Origin of the sequence: Thermosyntropha lipolytica DSM 11003, from assembly GCF_900129805.1 — a bacterium.
GTDB classification, from domain to species: domain Bacteria; phylum Bacillota; class Syntrophomonadia; order Syntrophomonadales; family Syntrophomonadaceae; genus Thermosyntropha; species Thermosyntropha lipolytica.
The window spans coordinates 1-21,778 of the sequence record NZ_FQWY01000021.1 but is presented as its reverse complement, the minus strand read 5'-3'; the positions used below and the strand labels follow the sequence as shown (position 1 = coordinate 21,778).

Genomic DNA, 21,778 nt, shown 5'->3' with positions numbered 1-21,778 from the left:
GGGTAAAAATTTTTATGAGGTGATCTTTAGTGATTAAAAAGGGGCAAAGTATCCTGTTTCTTATTACTCTGGGCCTTTTCTTTGGTGCCGGTTATTTTCTGGCTGGCTGGTGGTCGGATTTTTCCGCGGTCGATAAGGCCAAAAAGCCGGTGATGGAAGATAGGGAAAGAAATGATTTAATAAGTGAGGAAAATCAGGTAATATATGAAGAATTTTACACTAGATGCGGACATGTTATTATATCCAGCTTCCCTTACCGGGAGAGCTTAAATGGCAAAACCGTAGATGAGATAAAGAATATTTATAAAGAGAAAGCAGGCTACGAAATTAAGAGAGAGGAAGAAACCTTAATTATAAGACATACTATTGATGGTTATTGCCCGGCTGAATATGAAAGAAGGAGATTAAAAGAATACCAGGGCTATGTGGCTATATTTAAGGGGCCAAAGGAAGAAGAGGTTTTAGAAAAGGTTACCAACATAAAGATAGAAAATCTTCCTGCCGAAGAGCAGGCCAAAATAAAGCGGGGCGACTACGAGTTCAGGGATGAAGAGGCCATGCAGGATGCTCTGGAAAATTTTGATGAGTTTATATGATTTTTGAGCGAACAAAAGTTGGCATGAGGATGAGGCAGTAAGGAAGCCTTATCCTTTTTTTATGGGCTTAAAAGGTATTAGAAAAGTAAATATTTTTGCGGTATTATTAAAATTGATTTATTAATAAACGAAAACCGAAATAAAAGGCCGACTTATAGATATATTTTGGGGAGAAGAGGTTTATGCTTATTTTAGGTATAGATCCGGGGACAGCCATAACCGGATATGGATTGGTTGATACCCGGAGAGGAAGAGAAGTGCTGATTACCTATGGGGTTATTACTACTCCAGCGGAAATGGAGATGCCTTTGCGCCTTTTTAAAATTCAATCGGAGTTAAGTGCTATTATTAATGAATTTAAACCAGAAGCAGCAGCAGTGGAAGATATTTTTTACCATCGCAATGCCAAAACGGTTATTACGGTGGCCCAGGCCAGGGGGGTAGCTCTTTGTACTCTGGCGGCTTCAGGCATCAAAACAGCTGAATATACTCCTCTGCAGGTAAAACAGGCAGTAGTCGGATATGGCGGTGCGGACAAAAAACAGGTGCAGAGTATGGTTAAGTATATCCTCAAGCTTGATCATATTCCCAGGCCAGATGATGCGGCAGATGCCCTGGCTGTGGCCATATGCCATGCTCATAATTTACGCCATATAAATATTTAGCGTGAAGGGGTTTAAAAGATGGTTTCATTTTTACGGGGAAGATTAGCCTTCTGTGAAGAAGATGCGGTGGTCATAGATGTAGGGGGAGTAGGTTATACTGTTTATGTACATAAACGCAGTTTTAGAGAAATGCCCCCTCCTGGCGACGAGATTTTTATATATACCTGTATGCAGGTTATGGAAAATGAGTTCAGACTCTATGGTTTTTTGCATAGAGAAGAAAGGGAGCTTTTTAAGAGGCTGATTACGGTTTCCGGCATGGGGGCTAAAAGCGCTCTGAGTATTTTAGGAGCTGCTGAGCCTGCTGCCTTTTACCAGGCGGTAATAAATGGAGATGAAAAGTTTTTAACCAGTTTGCCGGGAATAGGCAAGAAAACTGCCCAGCGGCTGATATTTGAATTGAAAGAAAAATTGTGGTCACTAGGTTCAGTATACGCTGGTGAGGAAAATGGGGAAAGAGCAGCAGAGCTTGTGGAGGTTCTGGAGGCTTTAGGCTATAAAAGAAGTGAGTTTTATCCTCTTTTGCATGAGCTGAAGAGAAAGAAGGAGCTTACAGGCTGCCTGGAGGAAGACCTTAAAAAGGTTTTGCGGTTTATAAATCAGCGACAATCATCAGTTTAAAATAAAGGAGGTGTGTGCGGTTTTGGCTGAGGAAAGGATTATATCACCTCACCTGCTGGCCGAGGATGAAGGAACTGACCAATCGATAAGACCGCTGACTTTGAAGGATTATATAGGGCAGGAAAAGGTAAAAGAAAACATAAGTGTATTTATTTCCGCTGCCCGTGAGAGAGGAGAAAGTTTAGATCATGTTCTTTTGAGTGGTCCGCCGGGATTGGGCAAGACTACCCTGGCTACTATAATTGCTTATGAGACAGGAAAACCTATAAGAAAAACTTCGGGGCCGGCCATAGAGAGGCCGGGAGACCTGGCGGCTATACTTACCAATCTGGAACCAGGAGAGATACTTTTTATTGATGAAATACACCGTTTAAACCGCAGTGTGGAGGAAATTATGTATCCGGCTATGGAAGATTTTGCCCTGGATATTGTTATCGGCAAAGGGCCGGCGGCTCGCACTTTAAGGATTGATCTGCCTCCTTTTACTCTGATTGGGGCTACTACCCGTCCCGGGCTTTTAACTTCACCTTTGCGGGACCGCTTTGGCATTCAATGCCGGCTTGATTTTTATGAGGTAGAGGACCTGGTTACTATAATCAAGCGGGCAGCAGGGATATTAAATATAAAAATTGAAGATGATGGCGCTTATGAAATTGCCAAAAGGGCCCGGGGAACTCCCCGTATTGCTAATCGGCTTTTGAAAAGGGTGCGCGATTATGCGATGGTGAAAGGAAATGGCGTAATCGATTATGAGATTGCGCGTCTAGCCCTTGATAAGCTGGAAATAGATGAATGGGGACTAGATGTTTTAGATCGCCTGATCCTGGAAACCATAATTGTAAAATTTGGCGGAGGGCCGGTGGGATTGGAAACTTTATCGGCTGCGGTTTCCGAAGAACCTGATACCATAACGGATGTTTATGAGCCTTATCTGCTTAAATTAGGCTTGATTCAAAAGACGCCCCGCGGTAGAATTGCAACTGAGCGTGCCTATCGGCATCTAGGTTATCCGGTTAAAGATGGTAGAAGTGGAATCTTGTTTGATTTATAAATGATAAGCTGGTGGTTTTCAATGGCTAAAGTTTTGCTGCATATATGCTGTGGTCCTTGTGCTATTTACCCTCTGCAGGTATTGAGAGAACAGGGCCATACTGTTATGGGTTATTTTTATAACCCTAATATTCAACCTTATACTGAATATGTAAAGAGGAAGGAAGCTCTGGAGAAGTTGGCCGGAAGGACTGATTTAAAGGTTATTTATGATGAAAAATATGATATGGTTAATTTTTTGCGCCGTGCAGCTTACCGGGAGGGCAGACGCTGTCTTATGTGTTATGAGATGAGGTTAAGCAGGGCTGCCCATATAGCCAAAAAAGGTAAATTTGATTATTTTACTACCACCCTTTTAGTCAGCAAATATCAAAAACATGACCTTATTGCCGAAGTAGGAAAAGCAGCTGGTGAAATTTATGGGATACCTTTTTTATATTATGATTTCCGCGAAGGATTTTCTAAAGGGGTTGAGATGTCGAAAGAGATGGGGCTTTATCGCCAGCAATACTGTGGATGTATTTACAGTGAAATGGAAAGATATGCTCCCCGAAATATCTGGCAAGAGGTTTATAAATCTGAGGACTAGAGGGGGAAGTAAATCATGAATTTTATGGAGAGCATGGGCAAAATTTTTATAAGTTTAGGCTTTTTTCTGCTCTTACTGGGAGTAATTTTTTTATTTTTGTCTAAGCTAGGTAATAATATTCCCCTGTTCAGGCTGCCGGGAGATATATATATAAAAAGAGAAAATTTCGCTTTTTATTTTCCCCTGACTACTTTTTTGCTGCTCAGCCTTTTTCTGACTCTAATTGCCAATCTTATATTAAGGAGATGAGATATGAACGACAAAAGTTATGATATTTACCATTTAAAAAGCTATGACTATTACCTGCCTGAAGACTTGATAGCTAAATTTCCGGTTGAGCCCAGGGATGCTTCCCGCCTTCTGGTGCTTGACCGCCGGACAGGAAGGGTGGAGGACAAAATTTTTCGGGATATAATAGAATATCTTAAGCCAGGTGATACCCTGGTGGTGAATAAAACCCGGGTAATTCCTGCCCGTCTGCATGGGTATAAGGAGAGTGGGGGCAAAGTTGAGATCCTTTTGCTTAAGAAGAGGGATGAGGGGTGGGAAGCTCTGGTAAGACCTGCTAAAAGGTTAAGGCCGGGAGAGACAGTTTTTTTTGGGGAAGGGGTCAAGGTTACAGCGGAGATTGTTGATGTAAGCGAGGTAGAAGGGGGCAGGATCATAAGGTTTAATAACTGCCCGGATGACTACCAGTTTATTGAAGAGATGGGGGAAATGCCTCTGCCGCCTTATATAAGGCGAAGTGCAGAAGAAAGCGATAAAAGACGTTATCAGACAGTTTATGCGCAAGAAACAGGTTCAGCAGCAGCTCCTACTGCCGGGCTTCATTTTACTGAAAAGCTTCTTTATGATTTGCAAGCGAAAGGGGTAAATATTGCGGGTATTGTTTTGCATGTAGGCATCGGTACTTTTCGTCCTGTGACCTGTGAGAATATAAGAGAACATAAGATGCATCGCGAATGGTACCGGATAGATGAAGAAACCGCCCGGCTTTTGAATAATACCCGCCAGGAAGGAAGGAGTATTGTGGCTGTAGGGACTACGGTAGTACGAACCCTGGAAACAGTATATAATGATGATTATGGATTCCGCGCTGAGAGTGGGGAAACAGAGAAATTTATATATCCAGGCTATAAGTTTAAGGCGGTAGATAAACTGATCACCAATTTTCATCTGCCTGGTTCTTCACTCCTCATGCTGGTAGCCGCCTTTGCCGGCTATGAAAATACTATGGCTGCTTATCGCTATGCGGTAGAAAACAGGTATCGGTTTTTCAGCTATGGAGATGCTATGTTTATAAAATAGAAAATTACGGGAGGAGTTTATGCTTAAATTTAAAGTTATAAAAAAAGATGCTTCTTCCGGTGCGCGGCTGGGGGAGCTGGAAACTGCCCACTGGAAGTGTAAGACGCCTATATTTATGCCGGTAGGAACCCAGGCTACAGTAAAGACCCTTACTCCGGAAGATTTATATGAAATAGGTGCTGATATTATACTGTCCAATACTTATCACCTTTATTTAAGGCCCGGAGCTGATCTGGTCGAGAAGGCAGGAGGCCTGCACAAGTTTATGAACTGGAAGCGGGGGATACTTACTGACAGTGGCGGTTTTCAGGTTTTCAGTTTGAGCAAGCTCCGCAAAATAACGGATGAGGGAGTTTATTTTAATTCCCATATAGACGGGTCGCGCCATTTTTTAACTCCGCAAAAAGTTATGGAGATTGAGCAGAAGCTTGGTGCGGATATTGCTATGTGTTTTGATGAGTGTGCACCTTATCCCTGTACCTATGAATATGCGAAAGAGGCTTTGCGGCGAACCAGCTTGTGGGCCAAAATCTGCAGGGAGCATCATAAAAGGGAAGATCAGGCTCTTTTTGGCATTGTCCAGGGAAGCATTTTTGATGATCTGCGCCGGAAAAGTGCTGAGGATATTGTAGCTCTTGATTTTCCCGGTTATGCGGTGGGAGGCTTGAGTGTGGGGGAGCCCAAGTCGGAAATGTATCGGATATTGGAGCTTACCCACACTTTATTGCCGGAAGATAAACCCCGGTATTTAATGGGGGTAGGAGCACCGGAGGATCTGGTCGAAGGAGTAAAAAGAGGTATAGATATGTTTGATTGTGTTTTACCTACCCGCTTGGCCAGACACGGCACCGCTTTTACCCATCAGGGCAGGATTACGGTGCGCAATGCCGGTTTTGCTGAGGACTTTAGTCCGGTGGATCCTTGGTGTGATTGCTATGTATGTAAAAATTACAGCCGGGCTTATATAAGGCATCTTATAAAAGCAGAAGAAATACTGGCTTCCAGGCTTCTTTCTTATCATAATATCTATTTCCTGACCAGCTTGATGGCCAAAATACGCCAGGCGTTAGCTGAGGGAAGGTTTGGAGAATTTTACGATAATTTCTTCCGCCAATATAAACCTTGATAAGAGGGATTTTGATTTTTTTATCGAATTATAACTGAGTTTTGAAAAAATAAGGAGGATGGGCTAAATGGGTACGAATGAAATTTTAACTCTGGTAGTTTATTTTGGGGCTTTTATTGCTATTTTTTATCTTTTTATCATTTGGCCGCGTAGAAAACAGGAGAAAAAGCATAGTGAAATGCTGGCCGGGTTAAGGAAGGGGGATAAGGTAGTAACCATAGGGGGGATAAAAGGCGAGATTGCCAAGGTGAAGGATGATACGTTTTTGGTAAGGGTCAATGATAATACGGAAATTGAGTTTTTGAAGAAAGCTATTGCCTATAAGGTAGAGGATTAATATGGTGACTCTGAAGGATGTCAAGGAAAATCTTCTGGTAAAGACATTTATCCAGAAAGGAAATGAACATTTAGGCCAGATGGGTTATACTGATCATGGCTTTATCCATGTGAGCCTGGTAGCCAATAGAAGCCGGGAAATAATGATAAAACTGGGTTATGATGAACGCACAGCAGAATTAGCAGGGATTGCAGGTTACATGCATGATCTGGGCAATGTGGTAAATAGAAATGGTCATAGCCAGAGCGGAGCCCTTATAGCTATGGAGATACTGCGACGTATGGGCATGGATCCGGCAGAAGTAGCTGTGATTGGTGCCGCTATAGGCAACCATGATGAGGGTAATGGACATCCCGTAAATGAAGTGGCAGCAGCCCTTATACTGGCAGATAAGTCGCATGTCCACCGCAACCGGGTACGCAATACCGATGTTTCAACTTTTGACATCCATGACCGGGTAAATTATGCGGTAAAAGAATCAAACCTTATAGTCAGGGAAAAGGAAAAGGTTATTACTATGCAGCTTACCATAGATACCAGTATATGCCCGGTTATGGAGTATTTTGAAATATTTTTGAGCCGTATGCTCATGTGCAGGCGGGCTGCTGATTTTCTGGGTTGTCAGTTTGAGCTCATAATCAATGGAGCCAAACTTTTATAAAAATGTAAAGCCAGGGCCTTAATCTGTGCCCGGCTTTTATGTGGGAAGGAGGAAAAAAGGTGAAGAAAACTTCAAGTATTTTAATAATAGCGGTTATTATTGCGGCTTTAGCTTTTTTGACTTATTACCTGTATGAGCCGATAAAAGAGAATATAAAATTAGGTTTGGATCTGCGGGGAGGGCTAAGGGTAGTTCTGGAAGCTGAAGAAACCGAAGGACAGGAGGTAACCCCGGATACTATCCAAAAAGCCCTGGGGATACTGCGCAATCGTGTAGATAGCCTGGGCGTAAAGGAGACTAATTTGTTCCCGCAAGGGGATCGCAGAATAGTAATCGAAATTGCCGGGGAAGAAGATCCCGAAGCAGCAGTTGACCTTTTAAAGACTACTTCTCAGCTTGAGTTCTGGGATGAACAGGGGAATGTGCTGCTTACAGGAAAAAACTTAAAGGATGCGCAGGCTACAGTTGACCCTCAGAGAGGAGCTATGGTGCAACTGGAATTTGATAAAGAAGGGACCAAGCTCTTTGCTAAGGCTACCCAGGAAAACCTGGGACGTCGTATTGCTATAGTAATTGACAATAATGTGGTAAGTGCGCCGGTGGTAAGAGATGTTATAACTACCGGGCAGGCTGTAATTGAAGGTGATTTTACCGCCAAAGAAGCGCAGGATTTGGCTGTTCTTCTGCGTTCCGGTGCGCTGCCGGTTTCATTTAAGGTAATGGAAAAAAGGTCGATAGGGCCTACCCTGGGAGCAGATTCCCTGGAAAAAAGCATAAAAGCCGGGATTGTCGGAATTATTGCGGTTTTGATTTTTATGCTCGGATACTACAGGCTGCCTGGTCTTATTGCTGATATCTCTCTGATTTTATATGCTTTGCTGGTTTTAGGGACTATGTGGGCTTTAGGAGCTGTGCTTACTTTGCCCGGTATTGCTGCTTTTGCTCTTTCGATCGGTATGGCAGTAGATGCTAATATAATCATATACGAAAGAATAAAAGAAGAACTAAGGCTGGGTAAAACCTTGCTGGCGGCTATTGAGGCGGGATTCAGACGCGCTTTCCGCACTATACTGGATGCTAATATAACCACTTTGATAACGGCACTGGTTCTCATGTATTTTGGCACCGGGCCTATTAAAGGCTTTGCGGTTACTCTTTCCATTGGGATAGTAGCCAGCATGTTAGTAGCTCTGATATTTACCCGCTATATGCTTATTCTTTTTGCTAATATAACTAAAAACACCAAATTATATGGCGTTTAAAAAAGGGGGGATAAAGATGCAGATAGTACAGAGAAGAAAGATTTTTTATATTATTTCACTTCTGGTGATTATTCCTGGCCTTATATCCCTTTTTGTTCAGGGGCTTAATTTGGGTATAGATTTTACCGGAGGATCTGTGCTCAACATAAGGATAGATGAAAAAGTAACTGCTGGTGAAGTGCGTTCGGTATTAAGCAGTTTTGACCTGGGAAGAGCAGAGGTGCAGAAAAGTGGAGCTGATTTTTATATAAGAACTAGAGAGTTGAGCCAGGAAGAGACGAAAGAGCTGCTAAAAGCCCTGGAAGGGAAATTTGGTCAAGTTCGGTTTTTAAGTGCGGAGAGCGTAGGGCCGGTTATTGGCAAAGAGCTTACCCGCAATGCGGTTTTGGCTTTGCTGATAGCAGGGGTTTTGATGCTTATTTATATAACCGTACGCTTCGAATTTTATTTTGGTATTGCTGCTATTGTAGGTATTATGCACAACGTACTGGTAGTATTAGGACTTTTCTCGCTCTTCCAGTGGGAGGTAAATAGTTCCTTTATTGCGGCTATACTTACGGTCATAGGTTATTCGATAAATGATACTATTGTTGTATTTGACCGCATCCGTGAGAACTTAAGCTTTAAGCTCAAGGAAGACCTTATGACCCTTATAAACCGGAGTATAATGCAAACCCTTAACCGTTCTATAAATACCGTTTTGACTTCGGCCTTTGCCTTAATTGCGTTATTAGCTTTCGGTGGGGCTACGATAAAGCTGTTTGTGCTGGCCATGCTTATCGGTTTTATAAGCGGGGCTTATTCCTCTATTTTTATTGCCAGCCCTGTCTGGTATGAACTTAAAGCTAGAGCTTAAGGCCATACCCCAGGGGGAAGAGAAAAACCTCCCCGGGTTTTTAAAATATATTGGCAAAAAAATAGATGAGGTTTAAAATAAACCCAAAAGCAAAGAAAAACGGGGGCGAAGGTATATGCAAGGCTATCTGATCGGGGCACTGCTTTTTATTCTGGGAGTAGCCATCTTTGTTTTTCAGAATACATCTGAAGTTACCGTTCATTTTCTTTCCTGGACTTCTCCTAAGGTTTCTCTGGCTGTAGTAGTTCTAATTGCTGCTCTGTCGGGTGCGGTTATAACCTTTCTTATTGACAGCTTTCGCCAGTTCAAGATTGCGCGCAGAATTAAAGAATTAACCGCCGAGAACCGCAAACTACAAAAACAGATAAAAAGTTTGACCGGAGAAAGTAGTAAAGAAAGTAAGCCGGCGGAAAATACAGATAAGCCTCAATAAGTTTTAAGCAACCAGGGATTTGCTCCCTGGTTTTTTATGTATGCTGTATATTTATGCCCTTTAATTGACCCCTGGCGGTTTATAATGTTAAAATAACGAAGATTTTACTCAGTTTATAAAGGAGGCTGAGAGTTTGTATTTGACCGGTACGATGCGGATAAATGAAAAAGGGCATTTAGAAATTGGGGGGATAGATGCGGTTGAACTGGCAGCAGAGTTTAAAACCCCCCTCTGGGTTATAGATGAGCAGGGTTTTCGGGAAAACTGCCGTCGATTTAAAGAAGCTTTTTCTGCTTATGGTGATTCTCTAGTTATATATGCCAGCAAGTCATTGAGCTGTTTGGCCCTGGTAAAGATTGCCGAAGAGGAAGGACTGGGGCTGGATGTTGTATCAGGAGGCGAAATTTTCACGGCCCTTAAAGCTGGATTTCCGATGGATAAAGTTTTTTTCCACGGGAATAACAAAAGCCGGGAAGAACTTGTAATGGCATTGGAAACGGGTGTAGGCAGGATTGTGGTCGATAACTTTTATGAACTTGAACTTTTAAACCACATATGTTCGGAGATGGGCAAGAAACAGGATATAATGCTACGCATAACTCCAGGGGTAGAGGCGCACACCCATGAATATATAAAAACCGGGCAGATAGATTCCAAGTTTGGTTTTACCCTCCCCGATGGGCAGGCTTTAGAGGGAGTAAGAATGGCTCTGGATTGTAAATGGCTTAATTTAAAAGGTTTGCACTGTCATATTGGCTCGCAGATTTTTGAAATGGCCTCTTTCCGTCATGCGACAGGTGTTATGATGGATTTTTATGCTACCGTAAAGAACGAGTTGGGCTTAGAACTAGATGAACTGGATATGGGCGGGGGTTTTGGTATTTTCTATTATAAAGGCGATGAACCCTGTGATCCTAAAGATTGGGCAGAAGCAGTTATGCTTACGGTTAGGGAAAAGGCGGATGAATATAATTTAAAGATGCCCCGAGTAATAGTAGAACCGGGAAGAGCTATATCCGGACCGGCCGGCATTACACTTTACACCATCGGGTCGAGGAAAGAGGTTAAAGGGATAAGGAAATATGTGGCGGTAGATGGAGGAATGGGAGATAATCCGCGTCCGGCCTTGTATGGTGCAAAATATACTGCTATTTTGGCCAACAAGGCAGATAAACCAGTAAGGGAAAAGGTATCTATTGCCGGTAAGTGCTGTGAATCAGGAGATATGCTGATTTGGGATATAGAGCTTCCTACTGTAGAACCGGGAGATATTTTAGCTGTCTTTGCTACCGGTGCCTATAATTATGCTATGTCCAGCAACTATAACCGGCTTCCCCGGCCGGCCATGGTACTGGTAAATGAAGGTAAGGCTGAGGTAATTGTAAAAAGGGAAACTTATGAAGATATTATACGCAATGATGTTTTGCCTGAACGGTTAAGAAAGTAAAAAAAACCGTAAAGAAGGGGATGGCTCGTCTAGGCGCCATCCCCTTTTGCTATTCACCTTTGTTTTTTCCACATTCGTGCAGCATCTGAAGCGCTTTAGTTTCCGCATCTGGCTGGGCGAAGAATATACATTTATCCTTGTAGATGGAACTGAATACTGCCCACCTGGCTTTATAATCTTCTTCTTCCACCCATTCCGGCATTTCCCGGGAAGCGGCCTGGATAGCTGCTTTGACGGAACCTAAAACTAGTTCTCCTACATGTATGCATCCATCTTTATTCATCACATTAGCTTTCACCACATTATAAAAACCAGGGCTTACCTGTTTGCCGATAAGGTTTTTTATGCTCTGGATGCCCTGAGTGCAGATGGGAAAGGGGGTTTTTTCCGCTTCGACCTCGGCAGCGATAATTTTATTAGTTTTATATTCAAATACTATGCGGCTTTTTAAACGATGGATGTCATCCTGCCAGTAGCCGATGACTTCATAGCCTTTATGGGGTAGGACTTTGACGACGTATTTTTCCGATTTTTCGTACATCATTTCCTCTCCTTTTTGTGCTTTTATCAGCTTATTATATGAATGTATATACGGGAGGGCAAATAAACAATATTTATGCTGCCATTATTTTTAGTTTTTATTATTACATATTATGGTAAAATAATTTAAGCTTTAAATGTTAACAGCTTAGATTTAAAATGAGAAAATAGTTTATGTTATAATGCAGATAATCATGAGGATGGGGGAGTAAAGGTGGATGTAATTACTTCACATAATGCGCTGGATTTTGATGGGTTGGCTGCTATGGTTGCTGCCAATAAGCTTTATCCTTCAGGAGTTAAGGTTTTGGCTGGCACCCTATCAAAAAATGTAAAAAAATTTATGGCTATCTATAAGGATTCCTTGTTTATAAAAAATCCTAGAGAGATTGACTTTGATGAAGTAAAAAGGCTTATTATTGTTGATACGGCTAGCGCTCATCGTCTGGGAAAGTTAAAGGAATTGGCCGGGCGCGAAGATATAGAGATACATGTTTATGATCACCATCCGGTTATGGATGATGATATAAAAGGAACCATAAAAGAAGTGCAGGAAGTAGGAGCAGCTACGACTATACTCGTAGAAAAAATAATGGAGAAGGATCTGGAAATAACCCCTTTTGAAGCCACCATCCTGGCTTTAGGGATATATGAGGATACGGGAAGCCTGCTTTTTCAATCTACTACTTACCGGGATGCTTATGCAGTAGCCTACCTTTTGCAAAAAGGGGCTAATCTTTCGGTCATAGCAAATTTTATGGAGCTGTCTTTTTCCGAAGAACAGAAAGGGCTCTGGCAGGAACTTTTGCAAAGCGTTAAACATTTTAATATAGGACATACAGATATAGCTGTAGCCTGGGCGATAAGAGAAGATTTTATCCCCGGGCTGGATGTAGTAACCTACAGGCTTATGGAAGTTGAAAACAGTGAGGCTGTTTTTACCCTGGTATTAATGGAAGGGAAAGTTAATATCGTAGGGAGAAGCCGTACCGATACGGTTAAAGTAAATGAAGTTTTAGCTCCCTGGGGGGGTAGAGGTCATGAGAAGGCTGCCTCAACTGTGGTCAAAGGCAAAAGTGTTGAAGAAATGCTCCTTTTGCTGGAACAGAGGCTAAAGGATAGTGTGCTGCCTGGCCTTACTGCCAGGGATATAATGTCTAGTCCGGTTAAGACTATACCTTTAACATTTACTATGGAAGAGGCCGGAAAGGTGATGTTGCGCTACGGGCATACAGGGATGCCGGTGGTAGATGGGGATAAAATGGTAGGTGTTATATCACGGCGCGATGTTGATAAGGCTAGAATGCATAATCTGGGACATGCTCCGGTTAAAGCTTTTATGACTACCGGTGTAAAGTGGGTTACACCGGATACTCCGGTAGCCCAGGTTCAGAAGATAATGGTAGAAAATGATATAGGACGTTTGCCGGTTATCGAAAATGGAAGGCTGATAGGGATAGTTTCCCGTACTGATATTCTTCGCGTTTTGCACGGTGATGAGTATCCTGAGGATCATATGATCATGTATCAGCCGGGAGGACATGATTATTTTAATGTCAAAGAATTATTGGAAGCAAAGATGCCTTATGATATACTGCATTTACTTAAGACCGCAGGGGAAGTGGCGGAAGAACTGGGGTATAAGGTGTACTGCGTAGGAGGTTTTGTGCGGGATCTGCTGCTTTCTTATCCTAATTTTGACATCGACCTGGTAGTGGAAGGAGAAGGAGAAAAGCTGGCCATTTCCCTGGCGGAAAGGTTAGGAGGCAGGGTTAGGATTCATAAACGTTTCGGGACGGCAGTAGTGATAATAAATGATGATTTCAAAATAGATGTGGCAACGGCCCGTACTGAGTATTATGAGTTTCCGGCTGCTCTGCCGAAGGTGGAAAAATCTTCGCTGCGGGAAGATTTATACCGGAGAGATTTTACCATAAATACCCTGGCGGTTGCTCTTAATCCGGACAGATATGGTGAGCTTATTGATTATTTTGGGGGAAGGCGCGATTTAGAACAAAAATATATCCGTATCCTGTATAATTTAAGTTTCATTGAGGATCCTACCCGCATAATGCGGGCTATAAGATTTGAAACGCGATATGGTTTTACTATCGAACCTGATACTCTGCGTCTGGCCCAGGATGCCGTGGAACGGCGCATGCTGGGGAAGCTTTCCTATAAAAGGATTTTGCAGGAACTAATTCTCATATTGAGTGAGCCTGACCCTATGCCGGCTTTAATAAGGATGAAGGAGATCGGCGTTTGGGAGTATGTTCTGCCGGATGTAGATTTAGATAGGGCTGATGAAGGTTTGTGGCGGCGCATTCCTTCTGTTGTTGCCTGGTTTAAGGAAAGATATCATGCCCTTTATGTAAAAACCTGGCTGGTATACCTGGGAGCTATTTTAGCTCTGGCTGATCAGGAAAGCCGGGAAAAATTTTTAGCTTGTTATCCTTTGGACAGGCAGGCCCTCAAAGCGGTTAAAGAAATAGAAAAAGCCGGGATGGTGTGGCAGGAGATAGCTGCTGCCCGCGATATAAAATCTAGCTGGCTGGATAAGCTGATAAATGGCTGGGAAAAGGAAAGCTTGATTTATCTACTCCTGCTGGTGAGAGAAGAAAAAATATGGGAAAAAATAGTAGAATATCTGGACCGTAAGGAAAAGATCAAATTAGAAATAAATGGCCATGATCTCAGAATTTTAGGGCTTAAACCTGGCCCTGTTTATAAGAAAATACTGGATGAGCTTTATCTTTTGAAACTAGATGGGATAGTTAAAGATAAGGATGAAGAGATTAACATGGTAAAAAAATGGATAAAGGAGAGTTGGATATGAATATGCCTTCGATTATGGAAATGATAACCTGGCTGCCGGCTATTTTAATTGCTCTAACTTTTCATGAATATGCCCATGGCCAGGTAGCCTACTGGTTAGGAGATGATACCCCTTATCATCAGGGCCGGTTGACTATTAATCCTTTGCCGCATATTGACTGGATCGGATTTTTTATGCTGCTCTTTTTTAAGTTTGGCTGGGCCAAACCTGTGCTGGTTAATCCTTATAACTTTAAAAATGTGGGGGTAAAACGGGGAATGATGCTGGTTTCTCTGGCTGGACCAGGGATGAATATAGTGCTGGCTTTTATCGGCATGCTGGCTTATAAATTTTTGCTTCCTTTTCAGACTGCAGAGTGGGGGATATATGCATTAAGGCTTATCGAACCCCTGATATGGATTAACCTTATCCTGGCTGCTTTTAATTTAATACCCGTACCCCCTCTGGATGGTGCCAAAATTTTGGCCGGTATTTTGCCGGATTCTGGAGCCAGAGCTATTTATGCCCTGGAGCAGTATGGGTTTCTCATTCTCCTTGTGCTTATCTTTACCGGTACTACTTCTGCTCTTATCTGGCCTTTGGTGAAAATAATTTATGGTTTTTTATCTCTCCTGGTATTTTGAAAATGAGGGATGTTTTATGGATTATGTAGTTGATCTGGAAGTCTTCCATGGACCTTTAGACCTTTTGCTTTATCTTATTGAGAAAAATGAAATAGATATATATGATATACCGGTGGCCCAGATAAGTGATCAGTATATGGAATATTTGCAAAAAGAAGATAAAATAAATATTGAGAATCTGGGAGCTTTTTTGCTTATGGCTTCTTATCTTTTGCAGCTCAAATCGAAAATGCTGCTTCCGGGATCTTCTCCCTGGACAGAGGAAGAGCAAGAAGAAGACCCGAGAGCCGATCTGGTAAAAAGCCTGCTGGAATACCGCAGGTATAAAAAAGTTGCCCTCTGGCTGGAAGCCAGACAGGAGGGGGAGATTGATCGGGTGTTTTTCCGGGATTTTTATCAAGAGGTGCCTCTTCAGGAAGAGCTGACAGTTGATGTAAAAACACTAGTTAAGGCATACAAGTCGGTAGTCAACCGTATCCCGGAAAAGAGAGAAGTTTATGCTATGCCGACAGGAGATATAAATGTAGCGGAAAAAATGGAGGAAATTCTGGCTAAACTTGCGGAGGGGAAAGAAGTTGTTTTTCAGGAATTATTCTATGGTATAAAATGGAGGAGAGAAGCTTTGGCTCTTTTTTTGGCTCTACTTGAGCTTATTCGGCTGGGTAAGGTTAGGGCTTATCAGGAAGCTCAGGAAATGCCCATAAAAATATTTTTACAGGTGGAAGAAAGCTCATGATGATGCGTGATCAGATTAAGGGGGCTCTGGAAGCTATCTTGTTTGTACGGGCGGAAAAGGTACACATAAAAGAGCTGGCAGGCATTATGCACATACCGGAAGATGAGGTTAAGGCTATACTAGATGAGCTGGTGCAGGAATATAATGAGGACAGGAAAAGAGGTATTCAAATAGTTGTTGACGATAATGAGGCTTTCATGTGTACCAAGGAAGAATATTCCGATATTCTGGCCCGCATGAACCGTACCGTTAAAAAGAGGCTCTCCGGGGCAGCTATGGAAACCCTGGCTATAATTGCTTACAAACAGCCGATAACCAGAGCGGAAATCGAGAGGATAAGAGGAGTAAAAGCAGATAAAATCATAGCTAATCTTCTAGAAAAAGGGCTTATTGCGGAAGCCGGCTATAAAGATGTTCCGGGCCGACCGGTTTTATATGTGACTACGGATAATTTCCTGAAGATATTTGGCTTATCAAGCTTAGATGAACTACCTGATATTGAGGGGGAATAGAGGGTGAGAGAAAGGTCTTATGAAGAAGAAGTAAAAATAAAAGCGGAGAAAGCAAGGCCTCTGGCCCGGTATATGAGCAGTACCCAGGATCTGGTGGAGATGCAGATAGAAAAGGCCATGGCCAGGGGGGAGTTTGATAATCTGGAAGGAGCCGGCAAGCCGATCAAGTTTTATGAGAATCCCTTTGAACCTCCGGAACTGCGCATGGTTTTCAAAATACTTAAAAATAATAATTTTGCCCCTTACTGGATTGAATTGGGAAAAGAAATTGATGCTGATTTTAAAAAACTTGATCAGGAAGTTGAATATTTTAAAAAATATGTACGCATGTTTTACAGTCAAAAAAGAAATGATAAGGCCTGCAAAAATTTTGAAAAGAAAAAAGCCCATTTTTATTATGAAAGCCGTTTGGCTTTAGAACGCATAAGCCGCAAGATAGTTGATTATAATCTGCACTGTCCGACTTTTCGCGAAAACCGGGCTAACATCAATGTAGATGATGAAATGTACAAAATAATTACCGCTATTGAAAAAGAAATTGAAAATTTAAAACCGAGCTGATGCATAACTCTTTTTAAAATATGGAAACTATTATGAAAAACGGGAGAATAGGCTGGTTATGTGGTATGTATGCATCAGCTTTCTTGTTTTTCTGCTGCTATTGATGATGCCGGTTAAATTATATATAAGCATAAAGCTGGAAGTGGAAAGTGATGAGGTTAAGCTAGGCTTACAGGTCAAACTTGGCATATGGTGGAAAAAGGAGTTTGCCTATAGGTTAAGCTTATATAGTATTGATCAATTCATATTTGCTGACCCGGGTTTTAAAAAAAGAAAAAGATTCCCTGCAGGGTATTTTAAAAATTTATATCGCCCTTTACTATCTTTTATCTCTATAGAAAAGCTTGACTGGGAGACGATGTGGGGAACAGATGATGCTGCCCATACCGCCTGGGCTGTTGGAGGATGGTGGATAATAAAAGGGATACTTTTGGGTTTTTTGCGCAGTCAAATGAGGATAAAAAAGATTTATATAAGCATTAAACCTGATTTCGTACATGAAAGCAAAAAATCAGAACTTTTTTGTATAGTCCGGCTGACAATGGTACATATTATGCTCATAGGAATATGTAGTCTACTTGCCAAGCAGGAGGTTTAGATATGGAACTTAAAGAAAATGGCAATAAATCTCATCCTATCGAAGGGTTAATGAAAACGGCGATGCAGAGCATAAAAGAGATGGTAGATGTAAATACGGTAGTAGGTGATGCGGTAGAAACTAATGATGGTACAGTTATAATTCCCGTATCCCAGGTAGCTACAGGTTTTGTAGCCGGAGGAGGAGAATATGAACTGACAGATGGCAAAAAAGGAGATAATCTTCCTTTTGCTGGAGGAAGTGGAGCTGGGGTATCGGTTAAACCAATAGGTTTTCTGGTAGTTAGAATGAATGAGGTGCGGTTAATGTCGGTAAGCGGTAATCCTCTGGCCGAAAGGATTGTCGACCTGGCACCTCAGTTTATAGAAAAAATGGAAAATCTTATAAACAAAAAGAATAAGGGAGAAGAAAATAAGATACAGTAAATTGCTTGCGAACAGTTCGGGTACTTGGGGCTGTTCTATTTTTTATAAAAATTTCATAACCTTCTAGCAAGAATTTTTGCTGGGAGGGTGAAAAATGCTTAATGTAATATGGCTTTTGCTGTTGGTAAGTGGAATAATTACGGCTGCTTATCATGGTAATATAGCAGTAGTGACCGAAGCAGCTTTAGGAGCGGCTAAAGGAGCAGTTGAAGTATGTTTTGACCTTGTTGGAGTTATGGCTTTATGGCTGGGAATAATGAAAATCGCGGAAAAGGCTGGTCTAGTGGAAAGTTTAGCTAAAATAATGAAACCATTGACGGTAAAGCTATTTCCCAGTGTACCTCCGGAACACCCGGCTATGGGAGCTATAATATTAAATTTGAGTGCGAATATGTTGGGGCTGGGCAATGCTGCTACCCCTTTTGGTATGAAAGCTATGCAGGAACTGCAAAAATTAAATAATAATTCTAAAGAAGCTTCCGAAGCTATGTGTACATTTTTAGCTCTTAACACTTCCTGTATAACTTTAATTCCTGCTACTATTATTGGCGTTCGCTTATCATTTGGCTCTGCCAACCCGGTTGAAATTGTAGGGCCTTGTATTTTGGCTACTGCTTTTTCTATGTTTGTAGCTGTTTCTCTTGATTATTGGTTCCGGAAGAGGAGAAAACAGGGGAGGATTAGATGAGTGCTTGGGGAAATAATGAATATAATATCTACCTGGGCTATCCCTTTTTTACTTCTTACCATTCCTGTTTACGGCTTTATAAAAAAAGTTCCGGTTTACGAAACATTTGTGGAAGGGGCAGAAGAGGGATTTATAACGGCCGTAAAAATAATACCCTTTTTAGTTGGTATGATGGTTGCTATTTCTGTTTTTAGAGCTTCGGGAGCGATGGAAGGTTTGAGTAATATTTTAAATCCGGTTACTGCAAAACTAGGGGCTCCTTCGGAGATTTTGCCTTTGGCTATCATGAGGCCTCTTTCGGGAAGCGGGGTGTTAGGAATGGCAACTGAACTTATGCGCATATATGGCCCCGATTCTTTTATTGGACGTTTAGCTTCCGTAATGCAGGGTACTACTGATACTACTTTTTTTGTTTTGACTGTATATTTTGGATCGGTAGGGATTAAAAAATATAAATATTCTATTATTACAGGTTTGTCTGCTGATATAAGTGGATTTATTGCCGCTTTGTATATTTGCAATTTATTATATAGATAATTAATAGTTATAAATATTTTATCTTATTGACATAATGAAACTAATGAGGGTATATTATTAACAGATTTTGAGAGAAAAATCACAAGCTTGGACATAAAAATTAAATATATTTGCAGATGAAGGAACAGGGAGAAAGGGTTTGGCCCCTACCGAAGGAGCAAGCTGAACATCATTATGCCTGATGTTTAGCGAAACTCTCAGGTGAAAGGACCTATCCTGATGCAACTCTGGAAAGTCTTAAAGACGCCGAAGGAGCAAGCTTTTAAAAGCGAATCTCTCAGGCCCCGGAGACAGAGTAAAGGCATAAATGGTGCCTTATACTCTGTCTTTTTATTTGGCCTTGGTGGGATGGTTTTAAACCTATAAGGCAATAAAACATATTTATGGTGACTATTGGAAAGTAGTATTGGGGAAGTATTGAATTATATTAGTGACTAGGATAGACTGAAAGCGAAGGGTGTTTTATTAAGAAATTGTTAAGAAATCGTTAATAACTCATTAAATTATGTTAACCTTTTGGCAAAAAAATCAAAAAGTAAAGTGAATTCTTTGAATTCTTACAATTATCCTTGCGCATACATAAATTTGGAGTGGTGGGAATAAAACCGGTTTTTTTAGACAGAATAAATGTGAGATCAGTTGTTGTATAAAAACTGATTTCTGTTTTATGCAGGTAATAAATGTAAAGGAGGAAAGTGTTATATGTCCGGTGAGATGAACCTCAGCATCAAAGACCTGAAGTTGGTATCGGAGAGGCAGAAGCTGGTAGATGTCCTCATGGACCCCAACCAGTATGCCGAGAAGGTGTTAAAGGGTGGAAAAGTAGTAAACGTAATCACCCGGGAGATTTATGAAGCTGATGTAGCTATTCACGGGGAATACATCCTCATGGTAGGGGACTGCTCTTCCCTTATCGGACCGAATACCGAAGTGTATGACATGCAGGGCAAATATATATGCCCGGGATTTATCGATTCCCATATGCATTTTGAAAGTGCCATGCTCACCATCACGGAATTTTCCAGATTATCCATACCCACCGGAACGACCTGTTTAATATCTGACCCGCACGAAATAGGAAACGTATTAGGGCCCATGGGAATAAAGGCTATGTGTGAAGAAGCAGCCTTAATGCCGCAGCATGTATTTTCCCGGGTACCGGCCTTAACCCCTGATTCACCTGGACTGGAGACTGCAGGGTATAATATAACCTCCAAAGACCTGCCGGAAATGCTGAACTATCCTACCGTATCCGGTATAGGGGAGACCCAGGGAGTAAGTGCCGCTAAGGATGTATATAAACACAACCCGGCAGTATTCAGGGACACCATAGTATCCACGGTATATGCAAGAAGCCTGGGCAAAAAAGTGGACGGCAATGCTCCGGAGCTGTTTGGACCGCATCTGGCTGCCCACATCATAGCAGGGGGAACGGACGTATCCTGTCATGAAACAACCACCAAAGAAGAAATGATGGAAAAGCTGCGCTATGGTGTATATGTGCTCATGCGTGAAGGTTCCACCCAGAGGAACATGCCGGAATGCATAAGGGCCATAACCGAAGAAGGCATGGATTCCCGGCGGGCAATACTGGCAACCGATGACATGCTGGCCGAAGACATAGCCAAATACGGGCACATGAATGACATCATCAGAAGGACTATCAAACAGGGAGTAGATCCGGTAGAAGCCATCCAGATGGCAACCATCAACCCGGCGACCTGGCATGGGCTGGATGAAATAGGAGTACTGGCTCCGGGCAAATTAGCGGACATAGCCGTAATCGAAGGCAAACTGGAAGACATGAACGTATCCGAAGTATTTCTGAAAGGGCAGTTAGTAGCCAAAGACGGAAAACTGTTAATAGATCTGCCGAGATACACCTATCCTGACTATGTAAAACATTCGGTAAAGAGGGCGCCGGTAAAACCAGAAGAACTCAAAGTAAAATGCGACAAAGAAGGCAAAGTAACGGTAAGATGCATAGGATTAATCGTCGACCAGAACTTAACTGATGCGGTAGAAGCCGAAATGGTAGCCGAAGGGGGCTATGTAAAACCGGATATAGAAAACGACCTCCTGCCGATAGCCGTAGTAGGAAGACATGGACAACCTGATATAGGAGCCACCTTTGTCAAAGGATTTGGGTTAAAAGCAGGAGCGATAGCCGAGACCGTATCCCATGACACCCACAACATAATCGTAATGGGAACCAACTATGAAGACATGGCCCTGGCCGTAAACCGGATCATAGAACTGCAGGGAGGACTGGTTCTTGTAAAAGACGGCAAAGTAATAGGAGAGCTGCCATTAAGGATAGGTGGCTTAATGACAGATGAGCATACAGCAGAAGAGCTGACCGAAATCATGAGCAACCTGACCCGGATGGCAGCAGAAGAGCTTGGCTGCAAGGTACATGCACCGTTTATGCACTTAGCTTTCCTCTCCCTGTCTACCAGTCCGAAGTGGAAGATAACCGACAAGGGAGTAATTGATGCCAACAACTACTGTGTAATACCGACGATTAAAGAATAATTCCTCAAGGCAAGTGCAAGCGATAAAGAAAGGAGTGTTTTTCAGCATGCGGAAGATTGAAATCGACCCCCGCAATTTCAACCAGCAGTACGAAATCATTGATTTATCACAGCCTATTTACCAGGGGATGCCGCTCTACCCCATCCACCAGAAGACCTTTATCATGGTGAACCAGACCCATGAAGAGAGCCAGAAGGCAACTGGTTCTCCGACCCTTGGATTCTCGGCCCGCAATC

At 42.2% G+C, this 21,778-nt stretch carries 25 protein-coding genes, 1 pseudogene and 1 riboswitch; of the genes and pseudogenes, 25 read left to right on the top strand and 1 reads right to left on the bottom strand.

From position 1 onward, the window contains the following. The first annotated feature begins 29 nt into the window (after positions 1 to 29). The 14 genes from BUB92_RS07030 (at position 30) to lysA (ending at position 10,951) form a co-directional block, all read left to right on the top strand. Positions 30 to 596 (top strand): BofC C-terminal domain-containing protein, encoded by a 567-nt coding sequence (locus BUB92_RS07030; RefSeq protein WP_073092067.1) that lies wholly within the window; start codon positions 30 to 32, stop codon positions 594 to 596. 182 nt (positions 597 to 778) lie between these two features. Next, entirely contained in the window at positions 779 to 1,261 is a 483-nt protein-coding gene (gene ruvC, locus BUB92_RS07025; RefSeq protein ID WP_073092065.1) for a crossover junction endodeoxyribonuclease RuvC, read from the top strand. Between the two features lie 18 nt (positions 1,262 to 1,279). Next, positions 1,280 to 1,882 (top strand): Holliday junction branch migration protein RuvA, encoded by a 603-nt coding sequence (gene ruvA / locus BUB92_RS07020; protein WP_073092063.1) that lies wholly within the window; start codon positions 1,280 to 1,282, stop codon positions 1,880 to 1,882. Positions 1,883 to 1,904: 22 nt separating this feature from the next. Next, positions 1,905 to 2,933, top strand: a complete 1,029-nt coding sequence (gene ruvB / locus BUB92_RS07015) for a Holliday junction branch migration DNA helicase RuvB (RefSeq protein ID WP_073092060.1) — start codon at positions 1,905 to 1,907, stop codon at positions 2,931 to 2,933. Positions 2,934 to 2,954: 21 nt separating this feature from the next. Then, positions 2,955 to 3,521: an epoxyqueuosine reductase QueH gene (locus tag BUB92_RS07010; RefSeq protein WP_073092057.1), complete on the top strand. Its 567-nt coding sequence runs from the start codon at positions 2,955 to 2,957 to the stop codon at positions 3,519 to 3,521. A gap of 15 nt (positions 3,522 to 3,536) precedes the next feature. After that, on the top strand, positions 3,537 to 3,770 hold the full coding sequence (locus BUB92_RS07005) for a DUF2905 family protein (protein WP_200774225.1): 234 nt from the start codon (positions 3,537 to 3,539) through the stop codon (positions 3,768 to 3,770). Positions 3,771 to 3,773: 3 nt separating this feature from the next. After that, positions 3,774 to 4,829 (top strand): tRNA preQ1(34) S-adenosylmethionine ribosyltransferase-isomerase QueA, encoded by a 1,056-nt coding sequence (gene queA / locus BUB92_RS07000; RefSeq protein WP_073092054.1) that lies wholly within the window; start codon positions 3,774 to 3,776, stop codon positions 4,827 to 4,829. A gap of 19 nt (positions 4,830 to 4,848) precedes the next feature. Beyond that, positions 4,849 to 5,955: a tRNA guanosine(34) transglycosylase Tgt gene (gene tgt / locus BUB92_RS06995; protein WP_073092051.1), complete on the top strand. Its 1,107-nt coding sequence runs from the start codon at positions 4,849 to 4,851 to the stop codon at positions 5,953 to 5,955. A gap of 67 nt (positions 5,956 to 6,022) precedes the next feature. Next, complete coding sequence (yajC, locus tag BUB92_RS06990; protein ID WP_073092048.1) at positions 6,023 to 6,292, top strand: preprotein translocase subunit YajC; 270 nt, start codon at positions 6,023 to 6,025, stop codon at positions 6,290 to 6,292. Between the two features lies 1 nt (position 6,293). After that, the gene (locus tag BUB92_RS06985) at positions 6,294 to 6,953 is read left to right on the top strand and encodes an HD domain-containing protein (protein WP_073092045.1); all 660 of its coding nucleotides are present in this window, start codon (positions 6,294 to 6,296) and stop codon (positions 6,951 to 6,953) included. 59 nt (positions 6,954 to 7,012) lie between these two features. Next, positions 7,013 to 8,215, top strand: a complete 1,203-nt coding sequence (gene secD / locus BUB92_RS06980) for a protein translocase subunit SecD (protein ID WP_242939019.1) — start codon at positions 7,013 to 7,015, stop codon at positions 8,213 to 8,215. A gap of 16 nt (positions 8,216 to 8,231) precedes the next feature. After that, complete coding sequence (secF, locus tag BUB92_RS06975) at positions 8,232 to 9,071, top strand: protein translocase subunit SecF (RefSeq protein ID WP_073092039.1); 840 nt, start codon at positions 8,232 to 8,234, stop codon at positions 9,069 to 9,071. A 115-nt stretch (positions 9,072 to 9,186) separates the two neighbouring features. Next, positions 9,187 to 9,504 (top strand): LapA family protein, encoded by a 318-nt coding sequence (locus tag BUB92_RS06970; RefSeq protein ID WP_073092036.1) that lies wholly within the window; start codon positions 9,187 to 9,189, stop codon positions 9,502 to 9,504. A 133-nt stretch (positions 9,505 to 9,637) separates the two neighbouring features. Further along, the gene (gene lysA, locus BUB92_RS06965; protein ID WP_073092033.1) at positions 9,638 to 10,951 is read left to right on the top strand and encodes a diaminopimelate decarboxylase; all 1,314 of its coding nucleotides are present in this window, start codon (positions 9,638 to 9,640) and stop codon (positions 10,949 to 10,951) included. A 49-nt stretch (positions 10,952 to 11,000) separates the two neighbouring features. On the opposite strand, the gene BUB92_RS06960 is transcribed toward lysA, so the two are convergent. Next, positions 11,001 to 11,492, bottom strand: coding sequence for a DUF2889 domain-containing protein (locus BUB92_RS06960; RefSeq protein WP_073092030.1), 492 nt, complete (start codon positions 11,490 to 11,492; stop codon positions 11,001 to 11,003). Positions 11,493 to 11,705: 213 nt separating this feature from the next. Here BUB92_RS06960 and BUB92_RS06955 point away from each other — a divergent pair, with 213 nt between their 5' ends. The 11 genes and pseudogenes from BUB92_RS06955 to BUB92_RS06905 form a co-directional block, all read left to right on the top strand. Next, positions 11,706 to 14,327 (top strand): CBS domain-containing protein, encoded by a 2,622-nt coding sequence (locus tag BUB92_RS06955; protein ID WP_073092027.1) that lies wholly within the window; start codon positions 11,706 to 11,708, stop codon positions 14,325 to 14,327. Then, a complete protein-coding gene (locus BUB92_RS06950; protein WP_242939018.1) occupies positions 14,324 to 14,950 on the top strand; it encodes a site-2 protease family protein in 627 nt (208 codons plus the stop codon). Before BUB92_RS06955 ends, BUB92_RS06950 begins: the two co-directional genes overlap by 4 nt. A 16-nt stretch (positions 14,951 to 14,966) precedes the next feature. Further along, entirely contained in the window at positions 14,967 to 15,686 is a 720-nt protein-coding gene (locus BUB92_RS06945; protein ID WP_073092104.1) for a segregation and condensation protein A, read from the top strand. Beyond that, entirely contained in the window at positions 15,683 to 16,198 is a 516-nt protein-coding gene (gene scpB / locus BUB92_RS06940; RefSeq protein WP_084728388.1) for an SMC-Scp complex subunit ScpB, read from the top strand. The genes BUB92_RS06945 and scpB overlap by 4 nt, the downstream gene beginning before the upstream one ends. 3 nt (positions 16,199 to 16,201) lie before the next feature. Next, positions 16,202 to 16,759 (top strand): DnaJ family domain-containing protein, encoded by a 558-nt coding sequence (locus BUB92_RS06935; protein WP_073092024.1) that lies wholly within the window; start codon positions 16,202 to 16,204, stop codon positions 16,757 to 16,759. A gap of 58 nt (positions 16,760 to 16,817) precedes the next feature. Beyond that, positions 16,818 to 17,357 (top strand): DUF2953 domain-containing protein, encoded by a 540-nt coding sequence (locus BUB92_RS06930; protein ID WP_073092021.1) that lies wholly within the window; start codon positions 16,818 to 16,820, stop codon positions 17,355 to 17,357. A gap of 2 nt (positions 17,358 to 17,359) precedes the next feature. Next, positions 17,360 to 17,782, top strand: a complete 423-nt coding sequence (gene ytfJ, locus BUB92_RS06925; protein WP_073092018.1) for a GerW family sporulation protein — start codon at positions 17,360 to 17,362, stop codon at positions 17,780 to 17,782. A 94-nt stretch (positions 17,783 to 17,876) separates the two neighbouring features. Then, positions 17,877 to 18,470: a nucleoside recognition domain-containing protein gene (locus BUB92_RS06920; RefSeq protein WP_073092015.1), complete on the top strand. Its 594-nt coding sequence runs from the start codon at positions 17,877 to 17,879 to the stop codon at positions 18,468 to 18,470. A gap of 15 nt (positions 18,471 to 18,485) precedes the next feature. Further along, positions 18,486 to 19,007 (top strand): spore maturation protein, encoded by a 522-nt coding sequence (locus BUB92_RS06915; protein WP_073092100.1) that lies wholly within the window; start codon positions 18,486 to 18,488, stop codon positions 19,005 to 19,007. Between the two features lie 116 nt (positions 19,008 to 19,123). Next, positions 19,124 to 19,230, top strand: a riboswitch (glycine riboswitch). A 479-nt stretch (positions 19,231 to 19,709) separates the two neighbouring features. After that, positions 19,710 to 21,542, top strand: a complete 1,833-nt coding sequence (locus BUB92_RS06910; protein WP_242939017.1) for an adenine deaminase — start codon at positions 19,710 to 19,712, stop codon at positions 21,540 to 21,542. A 46-nt stretch (positions 21,543 to 21,588) separates the two neighbouring features. Next, positions 21,589 to 21,778, top strand: a pseudogene (locus BUB92_RS06905) (cyclase family protein); the annotation flags it as partial.